This is a genomic window from Bacillus sp. GW823-FHT06A10, assembly GCF_058795375.1.
The window spans coordinates 1,929,348-1,954,717 of the sequence record NZ_JBXAHT010000001.1 but is presented as its reverse complement, the minus strand read 5'-3'; the positions used below and the strand labels follow the sequence as shown (position 1 = coordinate 1,954,717).

At 32.6% G+C, this 25,370-nt stretch carries 21 protein-coding genes; 12 read left to right on the top strand and 9 right to left on the bottom strand.

Annotated features, from left to right (window positions below; translation table 11 throughout):
- The first annotated feature begins 6 nt into the window (after window positions 1-6).
- Together AC1Q8M_RS09885 and AC1Q8M_RS09880 are read left to right on the top strand one after the other, a co-directional pair.
- Window positions 7-7,023, top strand: coding sequence for a non-ribosomal peptide synthetase (locus AC1Q8M_RS09885; protein ID WP_141549487.1), 7,017 nt, complete (start codon window positions 7-9; stop codon window positions 7,021-7,023).
- Between the two features lie 55 nt (window positions 7,024-7,078).
- The gene (locus AC1Q8M_RS09880; protein ID WP_000164811.1) at window positions 7,079-8,533 is read left to right on the top strand and encodes an aromatic-L-amino-acid decarboxylase; all 1,455 of its coding nucleotides are present in this window, start codon (window positions 7,079-7,081) and stop codon (window positions 8,531-8,533) included.
- A 111-nt stretch (window positions 8,534-8,644) separates the two neighbouring features.
- Here the strand turns inward: AC1Q8M_RS09880 and AC1Q8M_RS09875 are convergent, their stop codons facing one another.
- Together AC1Q8M_RS09875 and AC1Q8M_RS09870 are read right to left on the bottom strand one after the other, a co-directional pair.
- Complete coding sequence (locus AC1Q8M_RS09875) at window positions 8,645-9,601, bottom strand: alpha/beta hydrolase (protein ID WP_000857944.1); 957 nt, start codon at window positions 9,599-9,601, stop codon at window positions 8,645-8,647.
- Between the two features lie 631 nt (window positions 9,602-10,232).
- Window positions 10,233-11,234, bottom strand: a complete 1,002-nt coding sequence (locus tag AC1Q8M_RS09870; protein ID WP_098361070.1) for an alpha/beta hydrolase — start codon at window positions 11,232-11,234, stop codon at window positions 10,233-10,235.
- Between the two features lie 580 nt (window positions 11,235-11,814).
- On the opposite strand from AC1Q8M_RS09870, the gene AC1Q8M_RS09865 reads away from it, so the two are divergent.
- Window positions 11,815-13,245 (top strand): ABC transporter permease, encoded by a 1,431-nt coding sequence (locus AC1Q8M_RS09865; protein WP_098361071.1) that lies wholly within the window; start codon window positions 11,815-11,817, stop codon window positions 13,243-13,245.
- 11 nt (window positions 13,246-13,256) lie between these two features.
- Window positions 13,257-13,934 (top strand): ABC transporter ATP-binding protein, encoded by a 678-nt coding sequence (locus AC1Q8M_RS09860; RefSeq protein ID WP_072938658.1) that lies wholly within the window; start codon window positions 13,257-13,259, stop codon window positions 13,932-13,934.
- A 231-nt stretch (window positions 13,935-14,165) separates the two neighbouring features.
- Here AC1Q8M_RS09860 and AC1Q8M_RS09855 read toward each other — a convergent pair whose 3' ends face one another.
- From AC1Q8M_RS09855 to AC1Q8M_RS09840, 4 genes are all read right to left on the bottom strand, one after another.
- Window positions 14,166-14,348 carry a hypothetical protein gene (locus AC1Q8M_RS09855; protein WP_048560893.1) on the bottom strand — a complete coding sequence of 61 codons (183 nt, stop codon included), beginning with the start codon at window positions 14,346-14,348 and terminating at the stop codon, window positions 14,166-14,168.
- 201 nt (window positions 14,349-14,549) lie between these two features.
- Window positions 14,550-15,086 carry a DinB family protein gene (locus AC1Q8M_RS09850; protein WP_016512709.1) on the bottom strand — a complete coding sequence of 179 codons (537 nt, stop codon included), beginning with the start codon at window positions 15,084-15,086 and terminating at the stop codon, window positions 14,550-14,552.
- Window positions 15,087-15,294: 208 nt separating this feature from the next.
- On the bottom strand, window positions 15,295-16,767 hold the full coding sequence (locus AC1Q8M_RS09845; RefSeq protein ID WP_176522230.1) for a sensor histidine kinase: 1,473 nt from the start codon (window positions 16,765-16,767) through the stop codon (window positions 15,295-15,297).
- Complete coding sequence (locus tag AC1Q8M_RS09840) at window positions 16,760-17,425, bottom strand: response regulator transcription factor (RefSeq protein WP_098211301.1); 666 nt, start codon at window positions 17,423-17,425, stop codon at window positions 16,760-16,762. Before AC1Q8M_RS09840 ends, AC1Q8M_RS09845 begins: the two co-directional genes overlap by 8 nt.
- 447 nt (window positions 17,426-17,872) lie before the next feature.
- Between AC1Q8M_RS09840 and AC1Q8M_RS09835 the strand changes: the two genes are divergently transcribed.
- The 4 genes from AC1Q8M_RS09835 (at window position 17,873) to AC1Q8M_RS09820 (ending at window position 20,605) form a co-directional block, all read left to right on the top strand.
- A complete protein-coding gene (locus AC1Q8M_RS09835) occupies window positions 17,873-18,565 on the top strand; it encodes an HAD family hydrolase (RefSeq protein WP_141532428.1) in 693 nt (230 codons plus the stop codon).
- Between the two features lie 153 nt (window positions 18,566-18,718).
- Window positions 18,719-19,087 carry a DUF4180 domain-containing protein gene (locus AC1Q8M_RS09830; protein ID WP_098361073.1) on the top strand — a complete coding sequence of 123 codons (369 nt, stop codon included), beginning with the start codon at window positions 18,719-18,721 and terminating at the stop codon, window positions 19,085-19,087.
- 108 nt (window positions 19,088-19,195) lie between these two features.
- Complete coding sequence (locus tag AC1Q8M_RS09825) at window positions 19,196-19,699, top strand: MepB family protein (protein ID WP_141532427.1); 504 nt, start codon at window positions 19,196-19,198, stop codon at window positions 19,697-19,699.
- Between the two features lie 138 nt (window positions 19,700-19,837).
- Complete coding sequence (locus AC1Q8M_RS09820) at window positions 19,838-20,605, top strand: arylamine N-acetyltransferase family protein (protein ID WP_098361075.1); 768 nt, start codon at window positions 19,838-19,840, stop codon at window positions 20,603-20,605.
- A 20-nt stretch (window positions 20,606-20,625) separates the two neighbouring features.
- Here AC1Q8M_RS09820 and AC1Q8M_RS09815 read toward each other — a convergent pair whose 3' ends face one another.
- Window positions 20,626-20,808 (bottom strand): hypothetical protein, encoded by a 183-nt coding sequence (locus AC1Q8M_RS09815; RefSeq protein ID WP_001147158.1) that lies wholly within the window; start codon window positions 20,806-20,808, stop codon window positions 20,626-20,628.
- Between the two features lie 143 nt (window positions 20,809-20,951).
- On the opposite strand from AC1Q8M_RS09815, the gene AC1Q8M_RS09810 reads away from it, so the two are divergent.
- The 4 genes from AC1Q8M_RS09810 to AC1Q8M_RS09795 all read left to right on the top strand — a co-directional run bounded on the left by AC1Q8M_RS09810 (window position 20,952) and on the right by AC1Q8M_RS09795 (window position 24,542).
- Entirely contained in the window at window positions 20,952-21,605 is a 654-nt protein-coding gene (locus AC1Q8M_RS09810) for a YdeI/OmpD-associated family protein (RefSeq protein WP_098361077.1), read from the top strand.
- 126 nt (window positions 21,606-21,731) lie between these two features.
- Window positions 21,732-22,847, top strand: coding sequence for an NAD(P)/FAD-dependent oxidoreductase (locus tag AC1Q8M_RS09805; RefSeq protein WP_000844382.1), 1,116 nt, complete (start codon window positions 21,732-21,734; stop codon window positions 22,845-22,847).
- A gap of 216 nt (window positions 22,848-23,063) precedes the next feature.
- Window positions 23,064-23,504 carry an NUDIX hydrolase gene (locus tag AC1Q8M_RS09800; RefSeq protein ID WP_001202619.1) on the top strand — a complete coding sequence of 147 codons (441 nt, stop codon included), beginning with the start codon at window positions 23,064-23,066 and terminating at the stop codon, window positions 23,502-23,504.
- A gap of 378 nt (window positions 23,505-23,882) precedes the next feature.
- Window positions 23,883-24,542 carry a protein kinase family protein gene (locus AC1Q8M_RS09795; RefSeq protein WP_061660939.1) on the top strand — a complete coding sequence of 220 codons (660 nt, stop codon included), beginning with the start codon at window positions 23,883-23,885 and terminating at the stop codon, window positions 24,540-24,542.
- A gap of 189 nt (window positions 24,543-24,731) precedes the next feature.
- On the opposite strand, the gene AC1Q8M_RS09790 is transcribed toward AC1Q8M_RS09795, so the two are convergent.
- Together AC1Q8M_RS09790 and AC1Q8M_RS09785 are read right to left on the bottom strand one after the other, a co-directional pair.
- Entirely contained in the window at window positions 24,732-24,911 is a 180-nt protein-coding gene (locus tag AC1Q8M_RS09790) for a hypothetical protein (protein WP_000026312.1), read from the bottom strand.
- A gap of 91 nt (window positions 24,912-25,002) precedes the next feature.
- Window positions 25,003-25,260, bottom strand: a complete 258-nt coding sequence (locus AC1Q8M_RS09785) for a hypothetical protein (RefSeq protein ID WP_000587696.1) — start codon at window positions 25,258-25,260, stop codon at window positions 25,003-25,005.
- Between the last annotated feature and the right edge of the window lie 110 nt (window positions 25,261-25,370).

Sequence of the window (25,370 nt, the reverse complement as noted above, 5' to 3'; positions counted from 1 at the left end):
ATAAAAATGCACATTAAAGATCGAAGTTCAATTCATGAAAATAAAGAAGTAGAAGCGTTTTGGAAGGAGCAATTATCTTCCGAGATTCTCGATTTTTCTGTATTTAAATTTAATAGCGATTACCAACTAAATAAAGAAACACCTTGTGAGTACGTTCAAGTCATAGTAAATGTAGAATTTAGTAAAAGTATACAAAAAATAAGTAAGTCTCAAGATTTATTATTATTTAGCTGGTTTCAAGCCGCTTTAAGGGTTTGTTTGGCACATTATACAGATCAAGAAAGAATTACTATTGGTATTCCTATAATTGAAAAGAATCTTGAACAAAGTGAGAATCTTAATAAGTTGATTCCTTTAGGAAGTGAAATCCATCCGCATCACACCTTTAAACAATTAGTAAATGAGATTGAACAAACGACTTTATTCGGGTATGAAAATCAGGAGTATCCGCTCTCTGAATTATTAGTTAAACACAATTTAACTCCTTTTCAAATTGTAATCGGGATGGAAGGATTACATAATGAAAATTCGCTAGAAGAATACGCAGAGAATAATTTAGCCCTATGGATACGAAGAAAATGGAATGAAATACATAATGAATTTGAATTTCAAATTTCTTGTAAGTCCCGTTCATTCTCTTCTTTGCAACAGTTTGCCAATTCGTATTGTTATGTTTTAAAGCAAGTTTCACAAAATCCGAATTTGGGATTGAAAGATATTTGTATTATTGCAGAAGAAGAAAAAGAGTTGTTAGAAGGATTGAATACTTTTCAAACGGGCATAGACTTGTTTCAATCATTTCAAGATTTGTTTGAAGCGCAAGTATTAAAAACTCCAGATCAAATTGCTGTTGTTTGTAATGATCAATCTTTGACATATAGAGAATTGAATAAGAAAGCGAATCAATTGGCTTCTATTCTTCAAAGTAAAAATGTTTCAAAAGAAAGTATTATTGGCGTTATGGTAGATCGGTCATTAGAAATGATTATTGGTATGATGGGGATTTTAAAAGCAGGAGCAGCGTATTTACCAATCGACCCTAACTACCCAACTGAACGAATTGAATATATGTTACAAGATAGTCAAGCAAAATATTTACTTAGTAAGCGAACAGAGGAAGTATTGCCGCAATTTGCGGGTGAAGTACTGTATCTTGATAAAGAATATCTTTTCCAAGGTGAAGAAAGTAATTTAGTACGAGAACATAATCCTAATGATTTGGCTTATGTTATTTACACATCAGGATCGACAGGAAATCCAAAAGGGGTAATGATAGAACAAAAATCGCTAGTTCATTTTTTAAATGTAATGAGAGAAAAAGTAAAAGCTAATCAATCATTCTTGTTTCTTGCTAGTGTATCTTTTGATATTTCCTTGTTAGAAATATGTCTTCCTTTAACGCAAGGTTCAAAAGTAGTAATTGCTACAGAGGAACAGTTTGCAACAAAAGAATTGGCTCATTTGGTCAAAAAACATAAGGTGGATTTATGGGAATCAACGCCATCGCGAATGGAAGTGATTTTGAGTGATCCAGAAGGGGCAAATTTTCTAAAAGATTTAAAATCTATTTTATTAGCAGGAGAAGCATTTTCCATTGATTTGGTTGAAAAAATTCGTTGTATCAGTGAAGCAACAATTTTAAATATTTATGGTCCCACAGAAACAACCATTTGCGCAACAGTAAAAGACTTGAGCACTTCCAAAGAAGTTACGATCGGCAAACCAAATCCGAATTATCATTCCTATATATTGAATAAGTATGGCCAATTAAAACCATTTGGAATTCCCGGTGAACTCTGCATTGCTGGAGTAGCGGTAGCAAGAGGGTATCTTGGTAAAAGTAAACTGACAGATGAAAAATTTGTACAGAGTCCTTTTGCGGCAGGGGAAATGATGTATCATACAGGTGATCTCGTTCGTTGGTTGCCTAATGGGGAACTTGAGTATTTAGGTCGAATGGATCATCAAGTGAAAATTCGAGGGTATCGGATTGAATTAAGAGAAATCGAAACTCAATTAAGGGAATATCCAGAAATAAACCAGGCTATCGTTGTTGATCAAGTGTATGGAAATAGGAAATTATTAGCTGCCTACTATGTATCGGATAACAAGGTGTCTTTTGGTGAAATCAGAAAATATTTAAGTGATAAATTACCTGAGTTTATGATTCCTGAAAAAATGATTCAGGTAGAAGAGATTCCATTGAATCCAAATGGAAAAGTGGATAGAAAAAGGTTATTGGATATAACCCAAACGGATTATGTATCAATTCCATACGTTGCCCCGCGCAATGAAATTGAACAAAAATTGGTGCGTGCGTGGGAAAAAGTTATGGAGATTGAGGGAATCGGTATTCATGATAATTTTTTTGCATTAAAAGGAGAATCCATTAAAGCACTTCAGGTAATTAATTTATTAAGAAAAGACTGCTTAAAAATAAGTACAACAGATTTTTTTAAGCACCCTACAATCGCTCAACTGAGTTCTTGTGTAAAGTTAGAGCATAAAGAAGAAAACTTTGAAAGTAAACCAACTCATGTTAAAGATTTGTCTAATCCATTCTCCTTAACAGAAGTTCAGACAGCGTATATGTTAGGAAGGAATTCACAGTTTGAATTAAGTGGTATTTCCCCTCAAACATATTTTGAATATGAAACAGCATTGGATATCAATCGTCTTTCAAAAAGTTTTCAAAAGGTGATCCATCGTCATCCAATGTTGCGAGCTGTAATTTTACCAGAGGGAAAACAGCAAATATTACAAAGCGTTCCTGATTACGAGATTGAAATAGAGAGTCTCATAGATTTAGATGATAGGAATCAACATGCTCGCTTACAAGAAGAGCGTTCTCGAATGACTAACCATGTATTCCCTTTGGGGCAATGGCCTTTGTTTGAATTGAAAGCTTTTCTTTTAAAAGAAGACACGTATTTATTATGTTTTCGATACGATGCTTTGTTAATGGACGGAGCAAGCATGAACATTGTTGGACAGGATTTGTTGCATTATTATTATAAACCAACTCAAAAATTAGAATCTTTATCTTTTGATTTTCAAGATTATATGTTTATCTATGATGAAATGGAACAAAGCGAAGAATATAAAACAGCAAAAGATTATTGGACAAGTAAGCTTCCTGACTTTCCGTTTGCACCTTCTTTGCTGTTAAAAAAGGATCCAGCAGAGATTGCTACTCCTAAATTCCAATCACTTACAAAAATCCTGGATAATAAAAAATGGACAAAGCTACGAAAGTTAGCACAAGAGAAAGAGGTAACTCCTTCCGCTCTACTTTGTACAATATATGGTGATGTGTTGGCATATTGGAGTAATCAACGTCGATTAGCAATTAACTTGACTATATTTAACCGTTATCCTGTTCATGATGAAGTAGAACAGATTGTTGGAGATTTCACATCGCTTATTTTATTGGATGTTGATGTAAAACCAGAGCAAACTTTCTTTACTAGAGTAAAAGAAGCGCAAGCTACTTTATTAGATGGCCTTGAACATCGTCATTACGATGGAGTTAACTTTATTCGAGATTTTACTCGATATCATCAAATGACGCCAAAAGCAGTTATGCCAATCGTTTTCACCTCGATGTTAGCAGGTGCAGGTGCTTTCTCTTGGGAACAACTTGGTTCTCTTCGCTATATTCATGCTCGGACTCCACAAGTGTATTTGGATAATGTAGTAATTGAAAAAAATGGAGAGTTACTAATTAGCTGGAACTATGTTGAAGAGTTGTTTGATGTTGATGTAATAGAAGCAATGTTTTCCCAATTTGTTGATTTATTGGAACAATTGGTGAAACAAAGCGATATAACATCTTTGCAGATGAAAGAATCGGATCAAACTTTAATTAAGCAATACAATGAAACAACAGAAAAAATACCTTCAACTACTCTGTATCAATTATTTACAGACCAAGTAAAACGTACACCGGATGAAGTAGCAGTGGTATTTGAACAAGAATGGTTAACATACTCGGAACTTCATAAACGTTCTAATCAAATTGCCCACTTCTTAAAAGAGCAAGGTATTGGTCTAGGTGACAAAGTGGGTCTTTTAGCAAAAAGGCGAGTTGACACAATTGTTAATATGTTAGGTATTTTAAAATCAGGTGCCGCTTATGTTCCGATTGATCCCGATCATCCTTTAGATCGCCAAACATATATTTTAAAAAATAGCTCATGCAAGCTTTTATTAGAACCTAGTCTTTATGAAGAAAATCATTTGTCATTTTATACAACAGAAGATATGCCCGCTATTGCTGGTCCAGAAGATATTGCCTATATTATATACACTTCAGGAAGTACAGGAAAACCAAAAGGAGTAATTATTACTCACCAAGCGGTTACAAATACTATTCAAGACATAAATCAAAAATATGAGGTGAATGAAGATGATCGTATTATTGGTATCTCTTCCATGTGTTTTGACCTATCTGTATACGATATTTTCGGAGCTTTAAGCACAGGTGCAATGTTAGTAATGATTCGTGATCCGAGAGACATGCAAGAATTAATCCGCACTGTCGAACGTAGAGGGATTACAATTTGGAATACAGTGCCTGCAATCATGGATTTGGCATTGGATCAAGTAGGTTCTCATTTTGAATATCCTTCTTTACGTTTAGTTTTACATAGTGGAGATTGGATTCCGCTTTCTTTACCAGAAAAAATAAAAAGACATTTTCCGATTGCAGAAGTAGTTTCACTAGGAGGGGCAACAGAAGCATCGATTTGGTCAATTTATTATCCGGTCAAACAGGTGGAATCACATTGGAATAGTATTCCATACGGGATGCCCTTGGCAAACCAAACGTATTATGTGTTGAACTATGAAAAGAAAATGTGCCCTGTTGGTGTAATTGGAGATTTATATATTGGGGGAGTGGGCCTTGCTAAAGGATATTTAAATGATGAAAAGAAAACAAATGAAGCGTTTGTTTCACATCCTGATTTTGGTCTTATATATAAAACAGGAGATTGTGGAAAAATGCATTCTGAGGGATATATTGAATTTTTAGGCCGCCAAGATTACCAAGTGAAAATTCAGGGATATCGAGTAGAGTTAGAAGAAATCTCTCATTGTCTTCTAACTTATAAACAAGTCGAACATGCTGTCGTAATTGATCAAACAGATGAGAACGGGATAAAATTTTTAGTTGCATATGTGGTAACTGAGCAAAATATTAGTACAACAGAACTACGAAAGCATTTGCGAGATCACTTGCCAGATTATATGATTCCTTCTTATTTTGTTTATTTGGACCAATTACCCCTGACTCCAAACGGGAAATTAGATAGAAAAGCGCTCCCTACTCCGGAGAAACAAAAAAATGAAGTATTTATTGCCCCAAAAACTGAAATGGAAAAAATATTAACTAGTATTTGGCAAGAAGTACTCAAAATAGATCAAGTTGGAGTAAATGATCATTTCTTCGCCTTAGGTGGAGATTCGATAAAAGCGATTCAAGTGTCCGTTAGACTGTATCGACAAGGATTCGAGCTTGAACCAAAAAATCTATTTTCATTTCCTATATTAAGAGATATGGTTCAATTTGTTAAAAAGCTAGACCAGTTTTCAAGTTCACAAACAAATGATGTAAATATAATGAACGATAATAAAGCTACATTACTAAATGTTAAAGATAAACAACTTAATCAACATACACTTACCAAAATACAAGAAAAAATGCCGGATATAAAAATAGAACGTATTTACCCGCTAGCACCTTTCCAGGAAGTTATTTATGAGCATGCTACGAATGAACCTGATACAAATGCATATTTTGAACAAACAATTTGGGCACTTGAGGGGGAGCTGGATATTAAACTCTTTATTCAGTGTTTCCAACAATTAGTTGATCGTCATGATTCTTTAAGAACAATAATTGTGCAAGATGAACAAGCAAAACCTTGGCAAGCTGTTCTATATGATGTTCAAATAAATTCAGAAATAAAAAACTTGATTGAGATGACGAAACAAGAACAGCAAGAATTCCTAGATCAGTGGATGAATGAAAATTTAAGTCAAGGATTTAAAAATGGTGAACTTATGACCCGTCTCTGTATATTCCAACTAGGTAATAACGAGTATAAGGTAATTTGGAGTTCCCATCATCTATTATGTGATGGTTGGAGCGTCAGCATTTTGATAGACGAATTATTCCAGCTCTACGAAACTACAAATGCGGGAACTACGGCGGAGTTACCTATGGTAAAACCTTTTGAAACATTTATAGATTGGACTTTGGCACAAGATCATGAGAAAGCACGTCATTTTTGGCGAGATTATTTATCAGGATACAATCAGAAAATTAGTATTCCTAAAAAGAAAGTCCCATCTAAAAGTGAAGGGTTAAACTTCACTTTTATGGATTTAACATTAGACAAGGATTTGACTGATCAGTTACAGACATTTGTAACTAAAAATAATATAACTATGAATACAGCATTACTAGCTGTATGGGGAATATTGCTTGGCAAATTTAACGGAACGAGAGAAGTGGTATTGCCTAATCTAGTATCAGTCAGACCTCCCGAAGTAGAAGGAATTGAAAATATGTTCGGTCTGTTCACAAATATTTTGCCTATCCGATTAGCATGGACAGAAACGCAATCTTTTGTGGATTTTCTGCAAAAGGTACAACTAGAGACATTGAAATGTAATGAGTATGCATACTATTCATTTGTTGATATACAAAAGCAAAGTGAATTAAAAACTGAGTTGACTGACCATCTTTGGGTTTTTGAAAACTATCCAACTAATCCAGCAATCTTTTCTTCAAATGAAAACAGACATTTTGCTATCACGGATTACGAAGTTGTTGATGAGCCACATGTAAAGTATGGAATTATGTGCTTCCCTGAAGAAAAACTTACAATAAAGTTTGGATTTGATCAAACGGTATATGAAGCAGAGAAAATACAGGAAATATTAAATCAGATCCATGGATTAATCAACATGATTCTTCAAAATCCAATACAAGCAATTGGTGATTACAAATTATAAAAAATAAAAAGGCGAGCAAGAACTCGCCTTTTTAAATAGAATAGGAGTAAATCAAATGACAAAAAACTTGCAGTTATCAGCCGAAGAGATGCGTCAGTTAGGATATCAAGCGGTTGACTTGATTGTTGATCATATGAATCATTTAAAAAGTAAACCAGTTTCAGAAACGATTGATAGTAATATTTTTAGAGACAAGCTAATTGAAACGATTCCGGAAAACGGATCTAATCCAAAGGAATTACTTCATTTTCTTAATAACAATGTGTTTAATCAAATTACTCATGTGGATCATCCTCATTTTATGGCTTTTGTGCCAGGTCCTAATAATTATGTTGGTGTATTAGCAGATTTTTTAGCAAGTGGGTTTAATGTATTTCCTACAGCTTGGATAGTAGGTGCAGGTGCCGAACAAATTGAATTAACGACAATTAACTGGTTAAAATCAATGCTAGGATTCCCTGATTCAGCTGAAGGACTATTTGTCAGTGGTGGTTCCATGGCTAATTTGACTGCACTTACTGTAGCGAGACAGGTCAAGCTGAATAATGACATAGAAAATACGATTGTTTATTTTTCTAACCAAACTCATTTTTCTGTAGATCGAGCACTTAAAGTATTAGGTTTTAAACAGCATCAAATTTGCCGAATTGAGACAGATGAAGATTTAAAAATTTCAGTTAGTACTTTAAGAAAACAAATAAAAGAAGATCGATTAAAAGGGAAAAAACCATTCTGTGTTATTGCTAATGCAGGGACAACGAATTGCGGAGCGGTGGACTCCCTCGATGAATTGGCTGATGTATGTGGTGATGAAGATATATGGCTACACGTGGATGGTGCTTATGGGGCTGCAGCAATTCTCAGTGAAAAAGGAAGGGAGTTATTAAGTGGAATTCATCGTGCCGATTCTTTAACGTTAGACCCGCACAAATGGCTTTTTCAGCCTTATGATGTTGGTTGTGTACTTATTCGAAATAGCCAATATTTAAGTGAAACATTCCGTATGATCCCAGAGTATATTAAGGATACAGAAACTAATATAGAAGAAAAAGTGAATTTTGGGGAGCGTGGAATTGAACTTTCTCGTAGATTTAGAGCATTAAAGGTATGGCTTTCTTTTAAAGCATTCGGAGTTACAGCTTTTCGTGAGGCAATTGATCATGGCATTATGCTAGCTGAACAAGTTGAAGAGTTTTTAAGGAAAGAAAAAGATTGGGAAGTAGTAACACCTGCCCAATTAGGAATTGTTACTTTTCGTTATATTCCATGTGAGCTAACATCTACAGATACAATTCATGAAATAAACAAAAAATTGGTGGAAGAAATTAATCAAAGAGGATTTGCTATGCTAAGTACGACTAAATTAAAAGAAAAAGTAGTAATTCGACTTTGCTCTATCAACCCAAGGACAACAAAAGAAGAAATACTTCAAATCATGATGAACATCAAAGCATTAGCAGAGGAAATAAACACATCGCCTAAACATCTTATATCTGTTTCTCAACCTTAATATATTAGGCGGATTTTACATATTAATAGCCGATTCTTATTTAGAATCGGCTATTATATTTAAATGATAAATACATATATACTATTTATAAGTGTTTCTCTTGTAATGGGATTAAGCCTCAACCTTGGATACTCGTTTGAAACCAGTCTTTATTGCTTGTACTATTTCGTTCACAGCATAAATAGATACATCGGCATTTGGATTTAACCCTTCAAACCAGTGATAGGCATTTGGATATAAATGAAACTCCACATCAACACCAGCTTGTGCTAGTTTGCTTACATAGGTTAATGTTTCGCTGCGGAATGGATCTAATTGACCAACAAATGTGTAAGTATACGGTAAGTCACTATAATCCTCAGCTCGAGAAGGTGCTGCATAGACAGGGATTTGATCCGTTCCATACATTTCTCCTAAATACATTTTCCAGCCAGCTTCATTTGCCTTTTGGTTCCAAACAAATCCCTCTTTAATTTCATTCGCTGAAGGTGTATCATTTCTGTCATCAATCATTGGATATAGTGGCATTTGTAAACAAATTGAAGGATATTTTCGATCTCGGGCTAATAATGATAATGCTGCTGTTAGTCCACCGCCAGCGCTTACTCCTGCAACCCCAATTCGATTCGAATCAATGTTTAATGACTTTGCATTATCAGCAATCCATTTTAAAGCTGAATAACAATCCTCAATTGGTGCTGGGTAAGGGTGTTCAGGTGCTAAGCGGTAGTCTACAGACACGACCACACAGCTAGCTTCTTTTGCAAACCTCATACAAGTATCATCGTTATCATCTATCGACCCTAAGATATAACCTCCACCATGTATCCATAATAAGACAGGTAAAGATTCATGATTTGATTTTGGACGATAAATTCGTAATGGTAACGGATTATCATCAGGCCCAACAATGACTTTATCTGTTAAAGAAAGAGAGTCATCAACAACGGTAGGTGGTCTCATTTGAGCTATTCCTTCTCTGATTGATTGCAAATTTTCTGGGCGTAAATCGAGATCCGGAAACATCTCTAACCCTTGTAATAATTCTGGATTTACTCTAGTTTTCATTTTAGCACCTCTATTTGTAATTGTTTTCAAATAAATGAAGTGTATTCTAAGTAGTTTAATTGTGAAAGAACACCACAATTAAATTGTAAATTGGATATGTTATAACAGTCAACAGAACATTCGGAAATTAAAACCTTTCTCAAGAAGGAGTTTCATGCAATTAATAATACAAGTAGCGGATTTAAGAGCAAAGTGTTTTAATGTCGTTGTAATTATGTACATTAGAAAAATTTCTTTTCTAGACTCATGAAGAATTATAAAAAGCAAAATTTTATAGATAGTTATTTTAAAAATAAACAAAAAGAGAAGAACTAACCAATGTTCTTCTCTCTTTTTCATATGTAATTAGGGTATCCATAAATGTAAATACGGATGGTATAGATTAATGGATGAATAATTTATTTTTAAATTAATAACGTAATAAATAAAGATTTTTGTATGTAATATTGCATATACAGGGACCACTGGTGAAAATGCTGAGCAATGTTTTTCCACATGGTAAATTAGTTCCTTAGTTATTTATTTTATTTCATTTTCAATCGTGTAAGGCTTGGGGCTAAGATTTACAAAGGTGACTAGTAAAAAATATAACAATATAAGTATAAGATTTTGTACTTAGTAATCTCACAATTTAAGACCTGTCATTGGATAAGTGCAGGGCGTTCAATCGATTTTGAATAAAATTGATAGTATCAGTTGCAATTTTTTTACGTTTAAGAACTATCCCGGCATGCCCACATGTATAAATATATCGTGTAGGCCTTTCCCAAGATTCCCACAAGTAGTCTGTATCCTCAGAATGCACATATAGATCGTGCTTACCTGAAATTAATAAAATATTTTCTTTTTTTACTTTTGGTAATGCTTGACTCGGTTCAGTGATTTTCCAATAATCTATTAAATCATCATACGTTACACCATGATGTTCCAAGTCTTCTCTAATAAATTTACCTGGAGTTGTATTCCAAATTGAATAAGAGATTCGATTTGCATAGAAAATGGATGCTAACACATCAATTTCTTCTTCAACAAGAGAGGTTAAGTTAGTAATAAATCCGCCTAAACTAATTCCTATTAGAATCAGGGGCCCATTTTTATTTGCTTTAATCCATTTAATCAAAGCTCGTAAATCAGCTACCGCTTGTCTAGTTGCTTGTACTGTTCGTTCAATATTTGCACTTACCATGTACTCTCCACTGAATAAGGATTGATCGGGTTTTCTTTCAAAATGATAGGGTAGAGTGAAATAATACATATTCCACTTCAGGCTGGTCATATGGTCGTGGAATATTTTTTTTACACGTTCGTTAGAATCCATTCTCCAACCGTGAACAAAGATAACATGAGGTGCATCTTCAGTTTTATGTAAGAATAATTCCCCAGTTACAGAGTCGTTGCGTGAATCACCGGATTGAACCGAGCTTTTATATTTGAATTGCCCAACCATGTATTCATTTTTCTGCTTTGAATGCTTAATGTCAAAATGAATATAGGATGGTTTTACTTTATAAAAAGATTCTATGTTCTTTATATTTAATGAAGTGTTAGAAAGGGAAGTATACTGAAACGCTACACTTCTTTTTTTATGTAAATCATATAAGGCGTACCGATCAATGAGTTTTGAAAAAATCAAATTAACCTCCTCCAAAATACATATTGTTTAAAACATGGACAAAATTTATGTTGTAAATTAATTATAAAATATTCTCTTTTCCTAATAATAGGTGCTTGAATTATAAAAATAGGTGATAAATTTGCATATTATATTATAAAGCTTACAATAAATAATTTATACTAAAATTTAAGAAGCAAGTTAATATTCTTATCCATATAAAAGAATATTAACTTGCTTCTTTTGTTATTAAAAGATGTAATTTCTATGAGGAACAACTTACAATTCCCATATAGATATTCACAAATTGGTTTTCTATATTTATTGTATAGAAATTATACAATAAATATATTTTTTATGTTACATACATTAAATTAAGCTTAACCTTAACCTTTCTTTTCTATAAGTCTCTTAAATTGACTAACTCCTTACCAATATTCAAAAACGACTGCATTTTTGAATTTGTGTTCTAGTTTTTCTTGAACAGGTAAATGAATAACTACACATAAACTCCTTATATCTCTAGTTAAACTACCGATTAGCTCCATATAAACTCTAGATAACCTATATAGAATACAAGTTATCAAGGAGGTAAGAAAAAATGAATTTTATGAAACGAGCAATTCTCAGTATGAAAAAAAGAATAGGAACATCATTAATTTTGATGGCAGTTTTTCTGATTGTTACAAATTTGGTTCTTTCAGGTTTCACAATCCAAAATGCTTCAAAAAAAGCAGCGGATGCTGCAAGAAAAAAACTTGGTGCAGATGTTACTTTAGGTCTTGATTTCGACAAATTAGGTCAAAAAGCTAAGGAAACTGGAGAAATGCCAAATCCGCCGCAGCTCGATGCAAAAGAAACAGATCAATTAGCGAAGTCCAAGTATGTAAAAGATTATAATTACATAGCTAACACTTTCGGTATTTCTGAAGGGCTTAAACTAGTAGGAGCTTCAGAAGGAAAAGAAGAAGGAAAAGGTAAAGTGGGAATGGCGGCTGCGCGAGGCGGTTCAAGCTCTGGTACAGAAATAGATATGAATGCTTCTTTTATGATTGAGGGAGTTCGCAAGACTGCATTACAAGAAAGCTTTAAAAACGGAAAAAGTAAAATCATTGATGGAAAACCAATAACAGAGCAAATGAAGGATCAGAATGTAGCTTTAATGGAAAAACGATTAGCGGAATTAAACAATTTGAAAGTAGGAGACAAAGTTAAAGTGCAATCAGGGGATAAGAAGGAAACCCTTGAGGTTGAAATTATCGGTATTTACGAAACAAATGAGCAAGCAATGGGTCAACAGGCTCCTCCTATTATGGATCCAGCTAATAAACTATATATGCCGCATTCAACTATGAAAAAATTAGAAGTAGACCAAGGTATAAGTAGTGTTCAAGTCGTGTATTTCTTGAATGATCCACAATATATTGATGCATTTAAAAAAGAAGCAAAAAAATCTAATATTGATTTTAATTATTATAAATTAGATGCGCATGATTCATTGTACAAGCAAATGATTGGTCCTATCGAAAATATCTCTTCGACTTCTCAAATGATTATTTATATTGTATCGATTGCAGGTGCGATTATTTTAGGATTAATCATTATGCTATCAATTAAAGGGCGTCGTAAAGAAATGGGAATTCTATTGTCTATTGGAGAGAAAAAGTGGAAACTGATGGCGCAATTCGTAGTAGAAGTAGTGTGTGTCGCTATTTTAGCATTTGGATTATCCATAACAACAGGAGCTAAAGTTTCTCAATATATCGGGGATAATTTACTTTCGAATGAAATTGCTACTGCAAGCGAAGAAACAGATACCTCGCAACATGGTACTGTAATGATGGCTGGACCCGGTGGTACTCTACAAAATCAAAAAGAAGATCCAATTGATAAAATTGATGTAAGTGTAACAGGAGAAGATGTAGGAAAAATGGGTGGAATTGGACTAGCTATTGCTATAATAGCAACGCTTCTTCCAGCATTATCTATTCTACGTTTAAACCCAAAACAAATTCTTTTAAAAGATGAATGAGGAGGCTCGATATGGAGACGATTTTACAGTTTAAAAATTTGGATTATTATTATGAAAGTAACGGAAAAAATGTAGCGATACTAGATAATGTTAACTTTTCTTTTCAAAAAGGACATTTCTACACGATTTTAGGACCATCTGGATCTGGTAAAACTACAACTCTAAGCTTAGGTTGTGGACTAGATGTCCCTAAAAATGGTTATGTACTGTATAATGGCAAAGATATTAGAAAAATTGGCTTGGATCGATACCGTAATCAAAATGTATCTGTAATTTTCCAATCTTATAACTTAATTACCTATATGACCGCTCTTCAAAACGTCTTAACAGCAATGGAAATTACAGGTGTTAAAGTGCAAAATAAAACAGCAAGAGCATTAGAATTATTAGAGAGGGTAGGACTCTCAGAAGCTGAAGCGAAACGAAACGTCCTGCAACTAAGTGGCGGGCAACAACAGCGTGTAGCAATCGCTCGAGCACTATCTTGTAATGTTGATTTACTAATTGCAGATGAGCCGACAGGAAACCTCGACGAGGAAACCGCAATGGATATAATAGAACTGTTTCAAGAACTTGCACATAAAGAGAATAAATGCATTATTGTTGTGACGCACTCACAGGAGGTTGCTAAAAAATCAGATCGTGCAGTGTATTTAAGTAAGAAGAAGTTAATCATAAATGAAATCTAATATAAACATCGTAGCTGTTTAATTCACATATTTTTCAAAAACTAGACCTTTCAAAAGCTTATATTTGATTTATAATAAAATCAAGCCATAATCAAAATGGTCTCCCTGTACTGAATGTTAAAATAGTTTGTTGTTCCCGTTTTAATAATATTTTTAAAAGAACTTGTAGTATATTCTACAAGTTCTTTTTATTATAATTGGTTACCTATATCATGGGATAATCACACATAGTTATTGCAGAATTAAACCTACAATCATAATTAAACTAAATACTATTATCCAACCAAACGCACAATAGCCAAAAATTCTAATCCATTTAGGTAATTGATTCATGTTAATTTTATTTGAGGGAACTCCCTGCATAAAAAACATCATTTTTTGATCTCTATCTCTATTATTTTGTTGTTCATACATAATATCATCACCTTTCCAGATATATTGAGTTTGTAGTATATCAACCTAAAGAAAATTATGTACAGAATAAGAGGGGATAGCATATATATTATGTGGTGGACTTTATAAATAAATGCATTTAATTGCCATAGTTCTAAGCACTAATCCGTTATAAATACTGAAAAAGAGCACTACATAAATAGGACTCATTTTCTTCAAATGTTAAGTTGCTGGATATAAATCAGAACCAAGGTAACGTTCTTTTATAATTTGAAGATGATGAAGCTCATGACCAGCAATGATGTATGCTAATGCACGAACTGTAACTTCAGAATTATTCGCATTTCCTCTTTGTGACCAAGCTTCTTTATCTAAGCTTCTAAGTAAATACAGGGTAGATTGGCGAACAACTATTAAATTCTCAAGAAGATCTTGCATAGATTGCTTATCAAAAGCAGCTCTAAGAACATACATATCATCATTATAGCCTGGAAGTTCTGCTGTCTCGCCTCGAGCGATAGATAGCAATCGATACGCCATAATCCGTTCTGTATCTGCTATATGACCGATTACTTCTTTTATACTCCATTTAGTAGGAGCATACCGGAAAAGTCCCTCACTATTAGAAATTCCCTTTAATAAAAGATTCGTTTCCTTCATTTGTTGTTCTAGAATATGTATGATATTTCCGTCTGATACTAAGTTGGTATACGTTGCATAATAGGAGTTATATTCACTTACCTTTGGTCTTATTTGCATACGAATCATCCTTTATCTTTAATCTTTACATATAGCTTATCATAAAAGAATTCCAAATTAATCTGAAAAGTAGAAGATAAATATGTAAATTGAATACAGTTTGTCACTACTTATGATAATCGCCATTTAAGAAGCAGCATTTGTCCATTAAGTGAAAAACCTGTTAATAAGTTTATACTTACTACAAAAACAAACAAACTCGTCCTATTTAAAGGAGAGTTTGTTTGTTTTTGTGTTTAGATAATGGAATACTCATGTAAAATTGCACACTATGTTCCATATTTTTTATTGAATACTTTATATCTAGCGTTTCGAGAATTTGCTTAACAATATATAGCCCTAAACCATTTCCTCCAGTATTTCGATTTCTTGATTTTTCAATTCGATAAAATGGTTTGAAAATTTGTTGTAAATCTTCATCTTTAATATTGACACCTGTATTTATAATTTGCATTTCGATTTGACCTTGTTTCGAATCCTCACTTAACTTTATATAGACTTTTTCATTATGTGGTGAATACATAACCGCATTGTGAATAATATTTTTACATGCTTTTTCTAAAAGGGCACAATCGGTATAAATAGAAAGGTCAGAATCAATTTCTTTTATTATTTCGATGCTTTTTTGAGAAGCAAAAAATTCGAGATCTTTTGTGATTGCACCTATTAACTTTGAAAGATTAACTTCCTCTACTTTTAGTTTGAAGGTGTGTTGTTCTAATTTCGATACGCTTAAAATTTCACGAACTAATTGTTCCATACTTTCAATAATTTGATGATTTTTCTTTAAATATTGATCGCGATTTTGATAAGGGCCAATATTGTATATCATTCCTTCTAAGTATCCTTTCATTACAGTAAGAGGGGACTTTAATTCATGTGCTACAATCGCAAAAAACTCTCTGCGTTTTGTTTCTATTTCTCTTTCTTTTTCAATATCATTTTTTAATTGTTCATTTGCTTTTTTCAAATCAAACATAGCTTGTTGCAAGTTAATAGACATGTCATTTAAACTATTAGATAATTCTCCTAACTCATCTGTAGAGCGAACCTCAATTTTTTCGGAGAAATCTAAATTTGCCATCTTTTGTGCACCTTCATTAATATAAATAAGTGGCTTTGTAATAAACCTGGAATAAAAATAAGCACTTCCTATACCAATAACGAGCACAATGATACTAATATAGGGGAGAAAGCGTACTAAAACCTGTGAAGCTTCATCAATCGGTTGAAATGTAGCAAACACTATAAGCGTTAAACTACCATCTTGAAATTGAATTGGTTTCGTAACGTTATATGAATTGCTAAGGGTACTTGCATTCTCGAATCGTGTTGCTTTAGTAACTACTGTTTTTTGCGTACCACTTTGAATAAAAGAAAATGAAGGAGAGTAAATAATTACTCCTTCTTTATTTTGGAGATAAAGCATCGCATTATTTTTTTTGGCGTATTCATCAAAAAGTGGTATCGCATCTTGAAACGTAAGATTTTTAGATTTATCAATGATTTCGTTTATCCCTGTTTGAAGTTGATCTGTTTTATATTGCTCATAAAACGTCGGAAGAAAGAAGTATAAAGTTAAATAAATCAATACTGCAAAGGATAATAAAATGAGAGATGTAGTCATAAAGAGTTTATAAGTAATTTGCTTCATTTTCATGAGTTTCACAATACTATTCATCAATTTTATATCCAATACCCTTTATTGTTTTAATATAAGGGATAGCTAATTTTTTGCGTAGGTTTTTAATATGTGTATCAATTATTCGTGTTTCTCCAAAATAATCGTAACCCCAAACCTTTTCAACGATATTTTCTCTTGGGAGTACTTTTCTCTCATTTTGAAATAGTAGTTGTAGAATTTCAAACTCTTTTGTTGTTAATATAATTTCAACGTCATTTACATATACTCTATATGCATCCACATCAATACGCACTTCTTTAAATATCAAATGATTATTTACATTTTTATCATAACTTCTTCTAAGTACAGCTTCGACTCGTCTAATCAAAACATGAAATGAAAAGGGCTTTGTTATATAGTCATCGATCCCAAGGTCGAATCCTTTCATTTGATCTTCCTCTTCTTCCAACGCAGTTAGCATAATAATTGGTACGTTTGACTGACTTCGAATCATTTTAGAAACTTCAAATCCATTAAGATTGGGCATCATGACATCTAGAAGAATTAAATCAAATGATTGCTTATTAAATTGTGTCATACCCTCTAGTCCATCTGAAGCGACTACCACTGTATAATGCTGTGTCATTAAAAATTGTTTAATTAATTCCTGAATTTCTTGATCGTCCTCAACCACGAGGATATGATAATTTTTCATAATATCACCTCTGGTAGTCATTATAGCCGTACAATCTGGAGTTTATGTGGAGATACAGTAGTAAACTTCATAGGACGTTTACTACCAAAAAGTATTATTAGCTATATTCCTTTTTTATGGAGAAATAATTGCTTAAAAAAACTTATCGTATGAATTGATGTACGATTAATATTTACGAAAAACTAATGTATAATAACGTGAATTGTATGTAGTTTCTTAAAATTCTCGAAAATATACTTTTGCTTCTTTACCAAAAGAGGAAAAGGAATTTCAATATAGAAGAAGCTACTGTAATACTAGAGTGTGTGCCAAGAACTATGAATTTCTTTCATCTAGTTTTTATTTAATCGTTAATCACTACATAACAATGTTCTTGCTAAACCAAAAGTTTAAAGGTACAAACTTGGAGAGATTTATATAATGCTAGAAAGGTTGTGAAATGATTTGATGGGTTATAAAGCGATGCTGTTTGATTTAGATGATACATTACTTGATAGGGATAAAGCAGTAGAGGCATTATTTTTAATTGTTTTAGAAAAGTGTTATGAAAATGTAGATGGTGCGGCTAAAAGCAACATGTTACAGAAATTCAAAGAATACGATAAAAGAGAATATGGCATAAGTAATAAAACGACAGTTTTAGAATCATTGTTTGATGAATTCAGGCCGAAGTATAGATTGCCACGCAATTACATCCAAGATTTTTGGAATAATAATTTCCCTAGATGTTTTTCAATAGACCAAAATACTATTCATTTCTTAAATCAAATAAAGAAGCACTTTAAAGTTGGAATTATAACAAATGGCTCAACTCAGAGGCAAAAAGCTAAAATATTTAACACGAATTTAAATAAGTATTTTGAAACAATCATTATTTCTGAAGAAGTGGGATTTAGTAAACCTGATAAACGTATATTCGAACTAGCATTAAATAAGCTAAATTTACAGCCGGAAAATACTTTATTTGTTGGGGATGACTTAGAAAAGGATATTGATGGTCCTCAAAATGCAAATATAAAAGGGGTGTGGTTTAACCCTCAAAAAATCAAGAATACTACCAAAATACAACCATATGCTGAGATTAATACTTTGGATAGTTTGTTAAGTTATGTTACTCCACAATATTTTTATAACAAGTAAAAGTAATCTCATATATATTCAAAAATATAAAAAGAGAAACTATCATTAATTTCATTGACCGTATTAGTAATAAAAAAATAGATACGATTTTAATATACGAAGTTTTGTAAAACAATTTTACTCATACTGTGTAAATTATAAAGGGGTGGGACTATGGAAATAAAGAAAGTAGTAATCGATGGAATCAATATTGCGCTCATTAGAAACGATAAGGTATTAATATCGGATGTTCAGTCTGCATTAGATACTATGGCAACAGTTCAATATGAGGTAGATGCGAAACATATTATTATCCATAAATCTTTAATAAGTGAAGATTTCTTTGATCTAAAAACACGGCTTGCGGGCGATATCCTTCAAAAGTTTATAAACTACAAGGTAAAGATTGCTATTGTTGGAGATTTCTCTATGTATACTAATAAAAGCTTAAAGGATTTTATTTATGAATGTAATAAAGGGAATGACATTTTTTACTTAGCAACTGAACAACAAGCAATTGAAAAACTAAGTACATTAAAATAATAATTATATCCTGCTAAATTCCCCCATTTCAATTAGTTCATAATTATATACGATATAGAAGAACTGATGTTTGTGGTAAACTAAGAGATGAATAAAGGGGGAGTTTTTTTGAACAATTTTAATAATATAATCCAAAATTTAAATAATATAGTTTACAAACCTAACAACTTAATGATTACGAATCTAAAAGAAGAAAAGCAAAACGCAGAATATGCCGGATGTTTATTCCACTTAAATAACAAAACCATTCGTTTTAGAAAATCAAAAGTTACTCCTAATAAAATTGGGCAATTTGTTTCTTTTTGGGAGAAAGATGAAAATATGCGAAATAGAGCTTTCTCTTATGAAGCTGCTCCTGATTTATTAGTAATCACTTGTATTGCTGATAATAAACTAGGGCAATTTATTTTCCCTAAAGAGATTCTTCTTAAAGAAAAAATATTGAGAACACCAAGTCAAACAGGGAAAATGGCAATGAGAATTTATCCTGTTTGGGATACCACTGTTAGCAATCAAGCTAAAAAGAGCCAAACGTGGCAACTTCAATATTTTGTTGATTTAAGCGATTATAATAATTTACCTATAGACAAACTATTAAATTTGTATTCGTAGCTTCTTATCTTAAGTGATCTTGTCGGTTAGACTTTTTGTACCGGTACAGTTAAACGAAATGTACATTGTTTCAGTACCCCATCAAATTTACAATCAGCATATACTATTTTAACTTATACATTTTAAGGGGTGCTGACTATGACAAGTCTACAACATAAGCTTTTTACAAGATTGAATCTTGCAAAGCGTACTGAAGTGAAGTTTGAAGAATTAAATACAATTCTCTTTGCATTTGCACACACTATACCATTTGAGAATTTAGATGTTATAGCGTGTAATACGAATCAAATCTCTCTGGAAAACTTGCGAGAGAAAATTTTAACTAGTTCCCGTGGTGGACTTTGCTACGAATTAAACACTCTTTTTTACTATTTTTTAAGAGACTGTGGCTATGATGTACAACTGGCATTAGGTACGGTTTATAAAAACGATATAAATGCATGGGCACTTGAGGATGGCCATATAACAATTATTTTAACTTATAATAATGTACAGTATTTAATTGATGTAGGTATAGCTTCGTTAGTACCTCTTGTTCCTGTACCTTTTACTGGTGAATCTGTTTCTTCAAAAAATGGTTCGTACCGGGTGAGACAAAAAGCTACGAGTAGAGGAAATTATGTTTTAGAAAGAAAAGATGCTGCTGGAGAATGGAAAGTTTGTCATGCTTTTTATAAACATATTATTGATGAGATAGTAGTAAATGATGTTCAAAGAAGAGTGATAGAAGATGAGAAGTCTATTTTTAATAAGGGACCAATTGCAGTAAAGTTGACGAACTCTGGCCATATTTCATTAACGAATACAAGTTTAACCGAAATTATTCATGGGGAAAAAACTAAGCGTGAAATTACAGAAGATCAATATAAAGAGTTTTTATATACTTTATTTGCTATTAAGTTATGAATAATAAAGATAGCCGGTTCTTATTCAGAAGCGGCTATCTTTATTATTTTTGGTGTAAATGGTTTTCTTCTAATATGTTTCGGAAACTGCGGTATAGTTAATGTTTTTAATGTTTCCTCAGCTTCTTCATATGTATGAAAAATTGGTTCTTTTCCATCATCCCCTTGTAAAACTAGCCCTTCATCTCGGATTACATATGGCATAAAACCACCCCATCTAGTAAAGAATTGTGTTCTTTTGCAGCAGAATAATATGATTTAAAGTTTGATTTTCTTAATACATATAATACACTAGAACAGTACGAAAAAGTATGTACAATGAATTTTGAATGTAAAGGAAGATTATTATGTCAGTTATTGATAAATTGAAACTTAATAAGTATACAAATATGGTCGTTATTAACGAACCAAGTGATTATGACATTTTTACAGGTAAAGAAACTGCATTCTCAAAAGAACACGATGCTATCTTTATATTTGTAGAAACGCTTGATGAAATGGTGAAACAAACGAATTTTATTATTAGTAATGAAGAATTACTAATTGAAAAAGGTTACGTATTCTTTGCATATCCGAAAAAAGGTAATGCTCGTTATAGTACGTTTATTCACCGTGATGAGATGTTTCCGTCATTAAACGTTGGAGAAGATGGTTATGTGGGAGAAAGCGATATTAAATTTGCACGAATGGTAAGTATGGATGAAGTCTTTACTGTTGTTGGTTTAAAACGTGAAAAGAAAAAAACAACAAAAACATCTGCTATGAGTCAATGTGTTGCCGATTATGCAGATCGAATTAAAGATGTTGAAGCATTATTAGCTAATCATCCGAATGAACTTAAGTTTTATCAAAGTTTAACGCCTGGATATCAGAAAGATTGGGCACGTAATCTTTTTTCTGTAAAACAAGAAAAAACACGTGAAAAACGTCTAGAGAAAATGATAGAGATCCTTTCACAAGGCTATAAAACAATTGAATTATTCCGTAAGAAGAAAAAATAATGATTAAGAAAGTCACAATGCTGCAACAATTAATTGTGATGAGTGCATTGAAAAAAGCATTCCTTCCATTATACTAAGGAATGTTCTTATATTTATATAATTAGCAAAAGAGAAAAGGTGTTTGAAATGAAATCGTATATTGTAGTTGGATCTGGAATTTTAGGAGCGTCTACTGCTTATCATCTTGCTAAGGCAGGTGCGAATGTTACTATCGTGGATCGCCAACAATTAGGGCAAGCAACTGATGCAGGAGCAGGTATTGTATGTCCATGGCTATCACAGCGTCGTAATAAAGCATGGTATAAAATCGTTAAAGGCGGTGCACGTTACTATTCTTCGTTAATTCAGCAATTAGAAGAAGACGGTGAAACTGACACAGGATATAATCGTGTAGGTGCAATTAGTTTACATACTGACGAGAAAAAGTTAGATCAAATGGAAGAGCGAGCTTATAAACGACGTGAAGATGCCCCAGAGATTGGTGAAATAACTCGCTTATCAGCTGAAGAAACAAAAAAATTATTCCCAGCATTATCAGACGAATATAGTTCTGTTCATATTAGTGGTGCTGCACGAGTGAATGGAAGATTATTACGCAATGCATTAATAAGTGCTGCGAAAAAACATGGTGCAACTTTTATAAAAGGCGATGCCATATTAGTCCGTGAAGGAAATCATATTACTGGAGTTACAGTAAACGATGAAACAATTTTAGCAGAAAAGGTTATTGTAACTGCAGGCGCATGGGCGAATGAAATCTTGAACCCATTAGGAATTAATTTCTTAGTTACATTCCAAAAAGGACAAATTGTTCATCTGCAAATTGAAAATACAGCAACAGAAAATATGCCAGTTGTTATGCCACCGAACGATCAATATATTTTAACGTTTGACAATGGTCATGTCGTAATTGGTGCAACACATGAGAATGATACTGGTTTCGATCATCGTGTAACAGCAGGTGGTTTACATGAAGTATTCCATAAGGCATTAGCAGTTGCACCTGGCTTAGAAAATGCTACAATGCTTGAAACGAGAGTTGGATTCAGACCATTCACACCAGGATTCTTACCTGTTATCGGGCCACTACCTAACTTTGAAGGAATTCTCGTTGCGAATGGATTAGGGGCTTCGGGTTTAACAGCTGGTCCATACTTAGGAGCGGAACTTGCTAAACTAGCGCTCGGACAACCGATTGAATTAGATTTAAATGATTATGACGTTGCTGGCGCAATTGAATAATATGGAGTACTGCTAACATTTATGAAAAACCATGCTAAACAAATTCGACAAGGAATAAGTAGTTTTTCCTCTGTTAAGAGTAAGCCTGTTTATGAAAAATAAAATTATTTAAAAATAGAGGGCCGACATTATAAACCTGCATTAATAATGTAGACTTGTGATGTCGGCTCTTTATTCATATTGCTTTAAAACTTATTTTCGAGAGGAGGTTAAGTAATGAGAGCGCCATATCAAGTATTGATATTTCCTTATATAAAAACTGTCGATTCTATTCAATATGCCATTTTTAACCGAAGTGATTATGGTTATTGGCAAGGAATAGCTGGTGGCGGAGAAGACGGTGAGATTCCTATTGAATCAGCAAAACGGGAAGCATTTGAAGAGGCTGGTATTACAAGAGAATGTCCATATATACAATTAGATTCTGTGTCTTCACTATCAGTAGAAGATGTAGTTGGAGGATTCCTTTGGGGAGAAGAGGTTTATGTAATAAAAGAATTTTCTTTTGGAGTTAAAGTCCCTACAAAAAACATATCATTATCTAAAGAACACTTCAATTATAAATGGTTATGCTTTGAGGAAGCAGTAACGTTTTTGAAATGGGATAGCAACAAAACAGCATTGTGGGAATTAAACAAAAGACTATTAAAACAATAAAAGTTTTAGCTAACAAAGATAGTATTGGAACAAGAATGGAACCATTAACAAACCTTTGCTACACTTCTAAACAATGTTTTAGATTATAAAATAGAGTAATATAGATTTTGTATAGGTAATTTACTAAGAGAACTTGTACTAAGAAAAGCCCTATACAGTTGACTCTGAAAAAATGAAAATAGTTAGAAATATTTTTATATCGTACGGTTTTTGGCTATGAATAACGGAATAGATATTAAGTATTCAACAGTTTAAATAAAACGAGTTAGCTTTTTATTTTAAGAAGAAAGATGACTCGTTTTATGCTAAAATTCGCTTAGTGTATATTTTCGTTAAAATGTGGGTGGGCCCCCTTTTAGCAAAACCGGAGTGGGAATGATGAGTATAAATAGTTTTGTGGGATTGATAAAGGACGAATTATTAAAAGAGGTAAGTATAAGAAGTGAGAATGAATTCGAGCCTGTAGTAGTTAAAGATATTCCTAGACTTTGGAAGTGTTTAGGAACAGGTAATTATGCCGCAGTATTCATGCACAAAGAATACAAAGATTGGGTAGTGAAAGTTTACGTGCGAGAAGGAGAAGGAATTGAAAAAGAGTCAGAAGTATACCGAAGAATTGGAGATCATCCTTCTTATTCAAAGCTTATATATAAAGGAGAAAATTTCATAGTATTGAAACGTTTAAAAGAAATTACCTTATACGATGCTATTCATAAGGGAATTAAAATTCCTAAGCAAGTAATACTTGATATTAATGAGGCTTTAGAGTATGCGAGGGAACAAGGGTTAACTCCTTGTGATGTTCACGGGAAAAATGTGATGATGGAAAAAGGAAGGGGATATGTAGTCGATGTATCTGATTTCTTAAAAACAAAAGAAGATAGTAAGTGGAGAGACCTAGAAAAGGCATATTTCACCTTTTATTTTCCTTTCATTTATAAATTGCCTTTCCCCGTTAAAATACCGTATTTTATGTTAAACATTGTTAGACGTTCGTACAGAAAATATAAGAAGCTTAAAAAGAACTTCAAATTATAAAAGGATCACATATGTTCCTGAAAACGATTTGAATTCACATAAATAACTTTAGAAAAATTTAAAATTTTGTTTAGGGGCTACTTCAAGACCTTAGCTTGCTGGGCATATGGTGCTACCTCAAAATATAAAAAGATTAGGAGTGAATCCTAATCTTTTTATTTATACATATTTTTGTTATGAATATCACTATCAATTCCAAAACGGGATATTTTGAATAAATGAAACCGTCAAAATAAGTGTTGATACGGAACCAGCAGTTACTAAAGTTACTATTTTTCGTCCATTCTGTTCTTTTGAAGGTTTTATAAGTTCTGTAATTAACACAATCCATATTATGATAGAGATTATTGAAATAATATTTATAGACATATGTAACACATCCCTTCTTGTTTTCACATAAATATTTCTTCTTTTATAAAATAAAAGCAATTTAACAAGAAAATATGTAACGCATTACAAATCAATATTTTCCTGTTAAACCACCTTTTTTAAATAGAAATACGACTGATAAAACGATAACAACAGCCTTCAAACTTCCCCAATATGGATAAATAGCATGATCTGTTAGACTAGCATATTGAAAAATATTCTCTAAACCGAAAATTCCTATCATGACTGCTAAAATGAATGAAGCTGATCCATACGTCCCGTTATGATAGAGGGTAAATAAATAGACTGCGAAAATTAGTGGTAAGATGATTTGTAGTACGATTATCATAGTTCGTCCCCCATATTATTTATAATTATATTATATACAAAATTGTAATAAAAAGGAATACGACTTATTTGATACTAACAGAACTACTCTAATCATATTCTTCTATAAAA

What these genes read in the sequence shown, in the direction of transcription:
- AC1Q8M_RS09885 (WP_141549487.1), top strand. Translation starts at nt 7, where the DNA reads ATGCACATTAAAGATCGAAGTTCAATTCATGAAAATAAAGAAGTAGAA.
- AC1Q8M_RS09880 (WP_000164811.1), top strand. Translation starts at nt 7,079, where the DNA reads ATGACAAAAAACTTGCAGTTATCAGCCGAAGAGATGCGTCAGTTAGGA.
- AC1Q8M_RS09875 (WP_000857944.1), bottom strand. Translation starts at nt 9,601, where the DNA reads ATGAAAACTAGAGTAAATCCAGAATTATTACAAGGGTTAGAGATGTTT.
- AC1Q8M_RS09865 (WP_098361071.1), top strand. Translation starts at nt 11,815, where the DNA reads ATGAATTTTATGAAACGAGCAATTCTCAGTATGAAAAAAAGAATAGGA.
- AC1Q8M_RS09860 (WP_072938658.1), top strand. Translation starts at nt 13,257, where the DNA reads ATGGAGACGATTTTACAGTTTAAAAATTTGGATTATTATTATGAAAGT.
- AC1Q8M_RS09855 (WP_048560893.1), bottom strand. Translation starts at nt 14,348, where the DNA reads ATGTATGAACAACAAAATAATAGAGATAGAGATCAAAAAATGATGTTT.
- AC1Q8M_RS09850 (WP_016512709.1), bottom strand. Translation starts at nt 15,086, where the DNA reads ATGCAAATAAGACCAAAGGTAAGTGAATATAACTCCTATTATGCAACG.
- AC1Q8M_RS09845 (WP_176522230.1), bottom strand. Translation starts at nt 16,767, where the DNA reads ATGAATAGTATTGTGAAACTCATGAAAATGAAGCAAATTACTTATAAA.
- AC1Q8M_RS09840 (WP_098211301.1), bottom strand. Translation starts at nt 17,425, where the DNA reads ATGAAAAATTATCATATCCTCGTGGTTGAGGACGATCAAGAAATTCAG.
- AC1Q8M_RS09835 (WP_141532428.1), top strand. Translation starts at nt 17,873, where the DNA reads ATGGGTTATAAAGCGATGCTGTTTGATTTAGATGATACATTACTTGAT.
- AC1Q8M_RS09830 (WP_098361073.1), top strand. Translation starts at nt 18,719, where the DNA reads ATGGAAATAAAGAAAGTAGTAATCGATGGAATCAATATTGCGCTCATT.
- AC1Q8M_RS09820 (WP_098361075.1), top strand. Translation starts at nt 19,838, where the DNA reads ATGACAAGTCTACAACATAAGCTTTTTACAAGATTGAATCTTGCAAAG.
- AC1Q8M_RS09815 (WP_001147158.1), bottom strand. Translation starts at nt 20,808, where the DNA reads ATGCCATATGTAATCCGAGATGAAGGGCTAGTTTTACAAGGGGATGAT.
- AC1Q8M_RS09810 (WP_098361077.1), top strand. Translation starts at nt 20,952, where the DNA reads ATGTCAGTTATTGATAAATTGAAACTTAATAAGTATACAAATATGGTC.
- AC1Q8M_RS09805 (WP_000844382.1), top strand. Translation starts at nt 21,732, where the DNA reads ATGAAATCGTATATTGTAGTTGGATCTGGAATTTTAGGAGCGTCTACT.
- AC1Q8M_RS09800 (WP_001202619.1), top strand. Translation starts at nt 23,064, where the DNA reads ATGAGAGCGCCATATCAAGTATTGATATTTCCTTATATAAAAACTGTC.
- AC1Q8M_RS09795 (WP_061660939.1), top strand. Translation starts at nt 23,883, where the DNA reads ATGAGTATAAATAGTTTTGTGGGATTGATAAAGGACGAATTATTAAAA.
- AC1Q8M_RS09790 (WP_000026312.1), bottom strand. Translation starts at nt 24,911, where the DNA reads ATGTCTATAAATATTATTTCAATAATCTCTATCATAATATGGATTGTG.
- AC1Q8M_RS09785 (WP_000587696.1), bottom strand. Translation starts at nt 25,260, where the DNA reads ATGATAATCGTACTACAAATCATCTTACCACTAATTTTCGCAGTCTAT.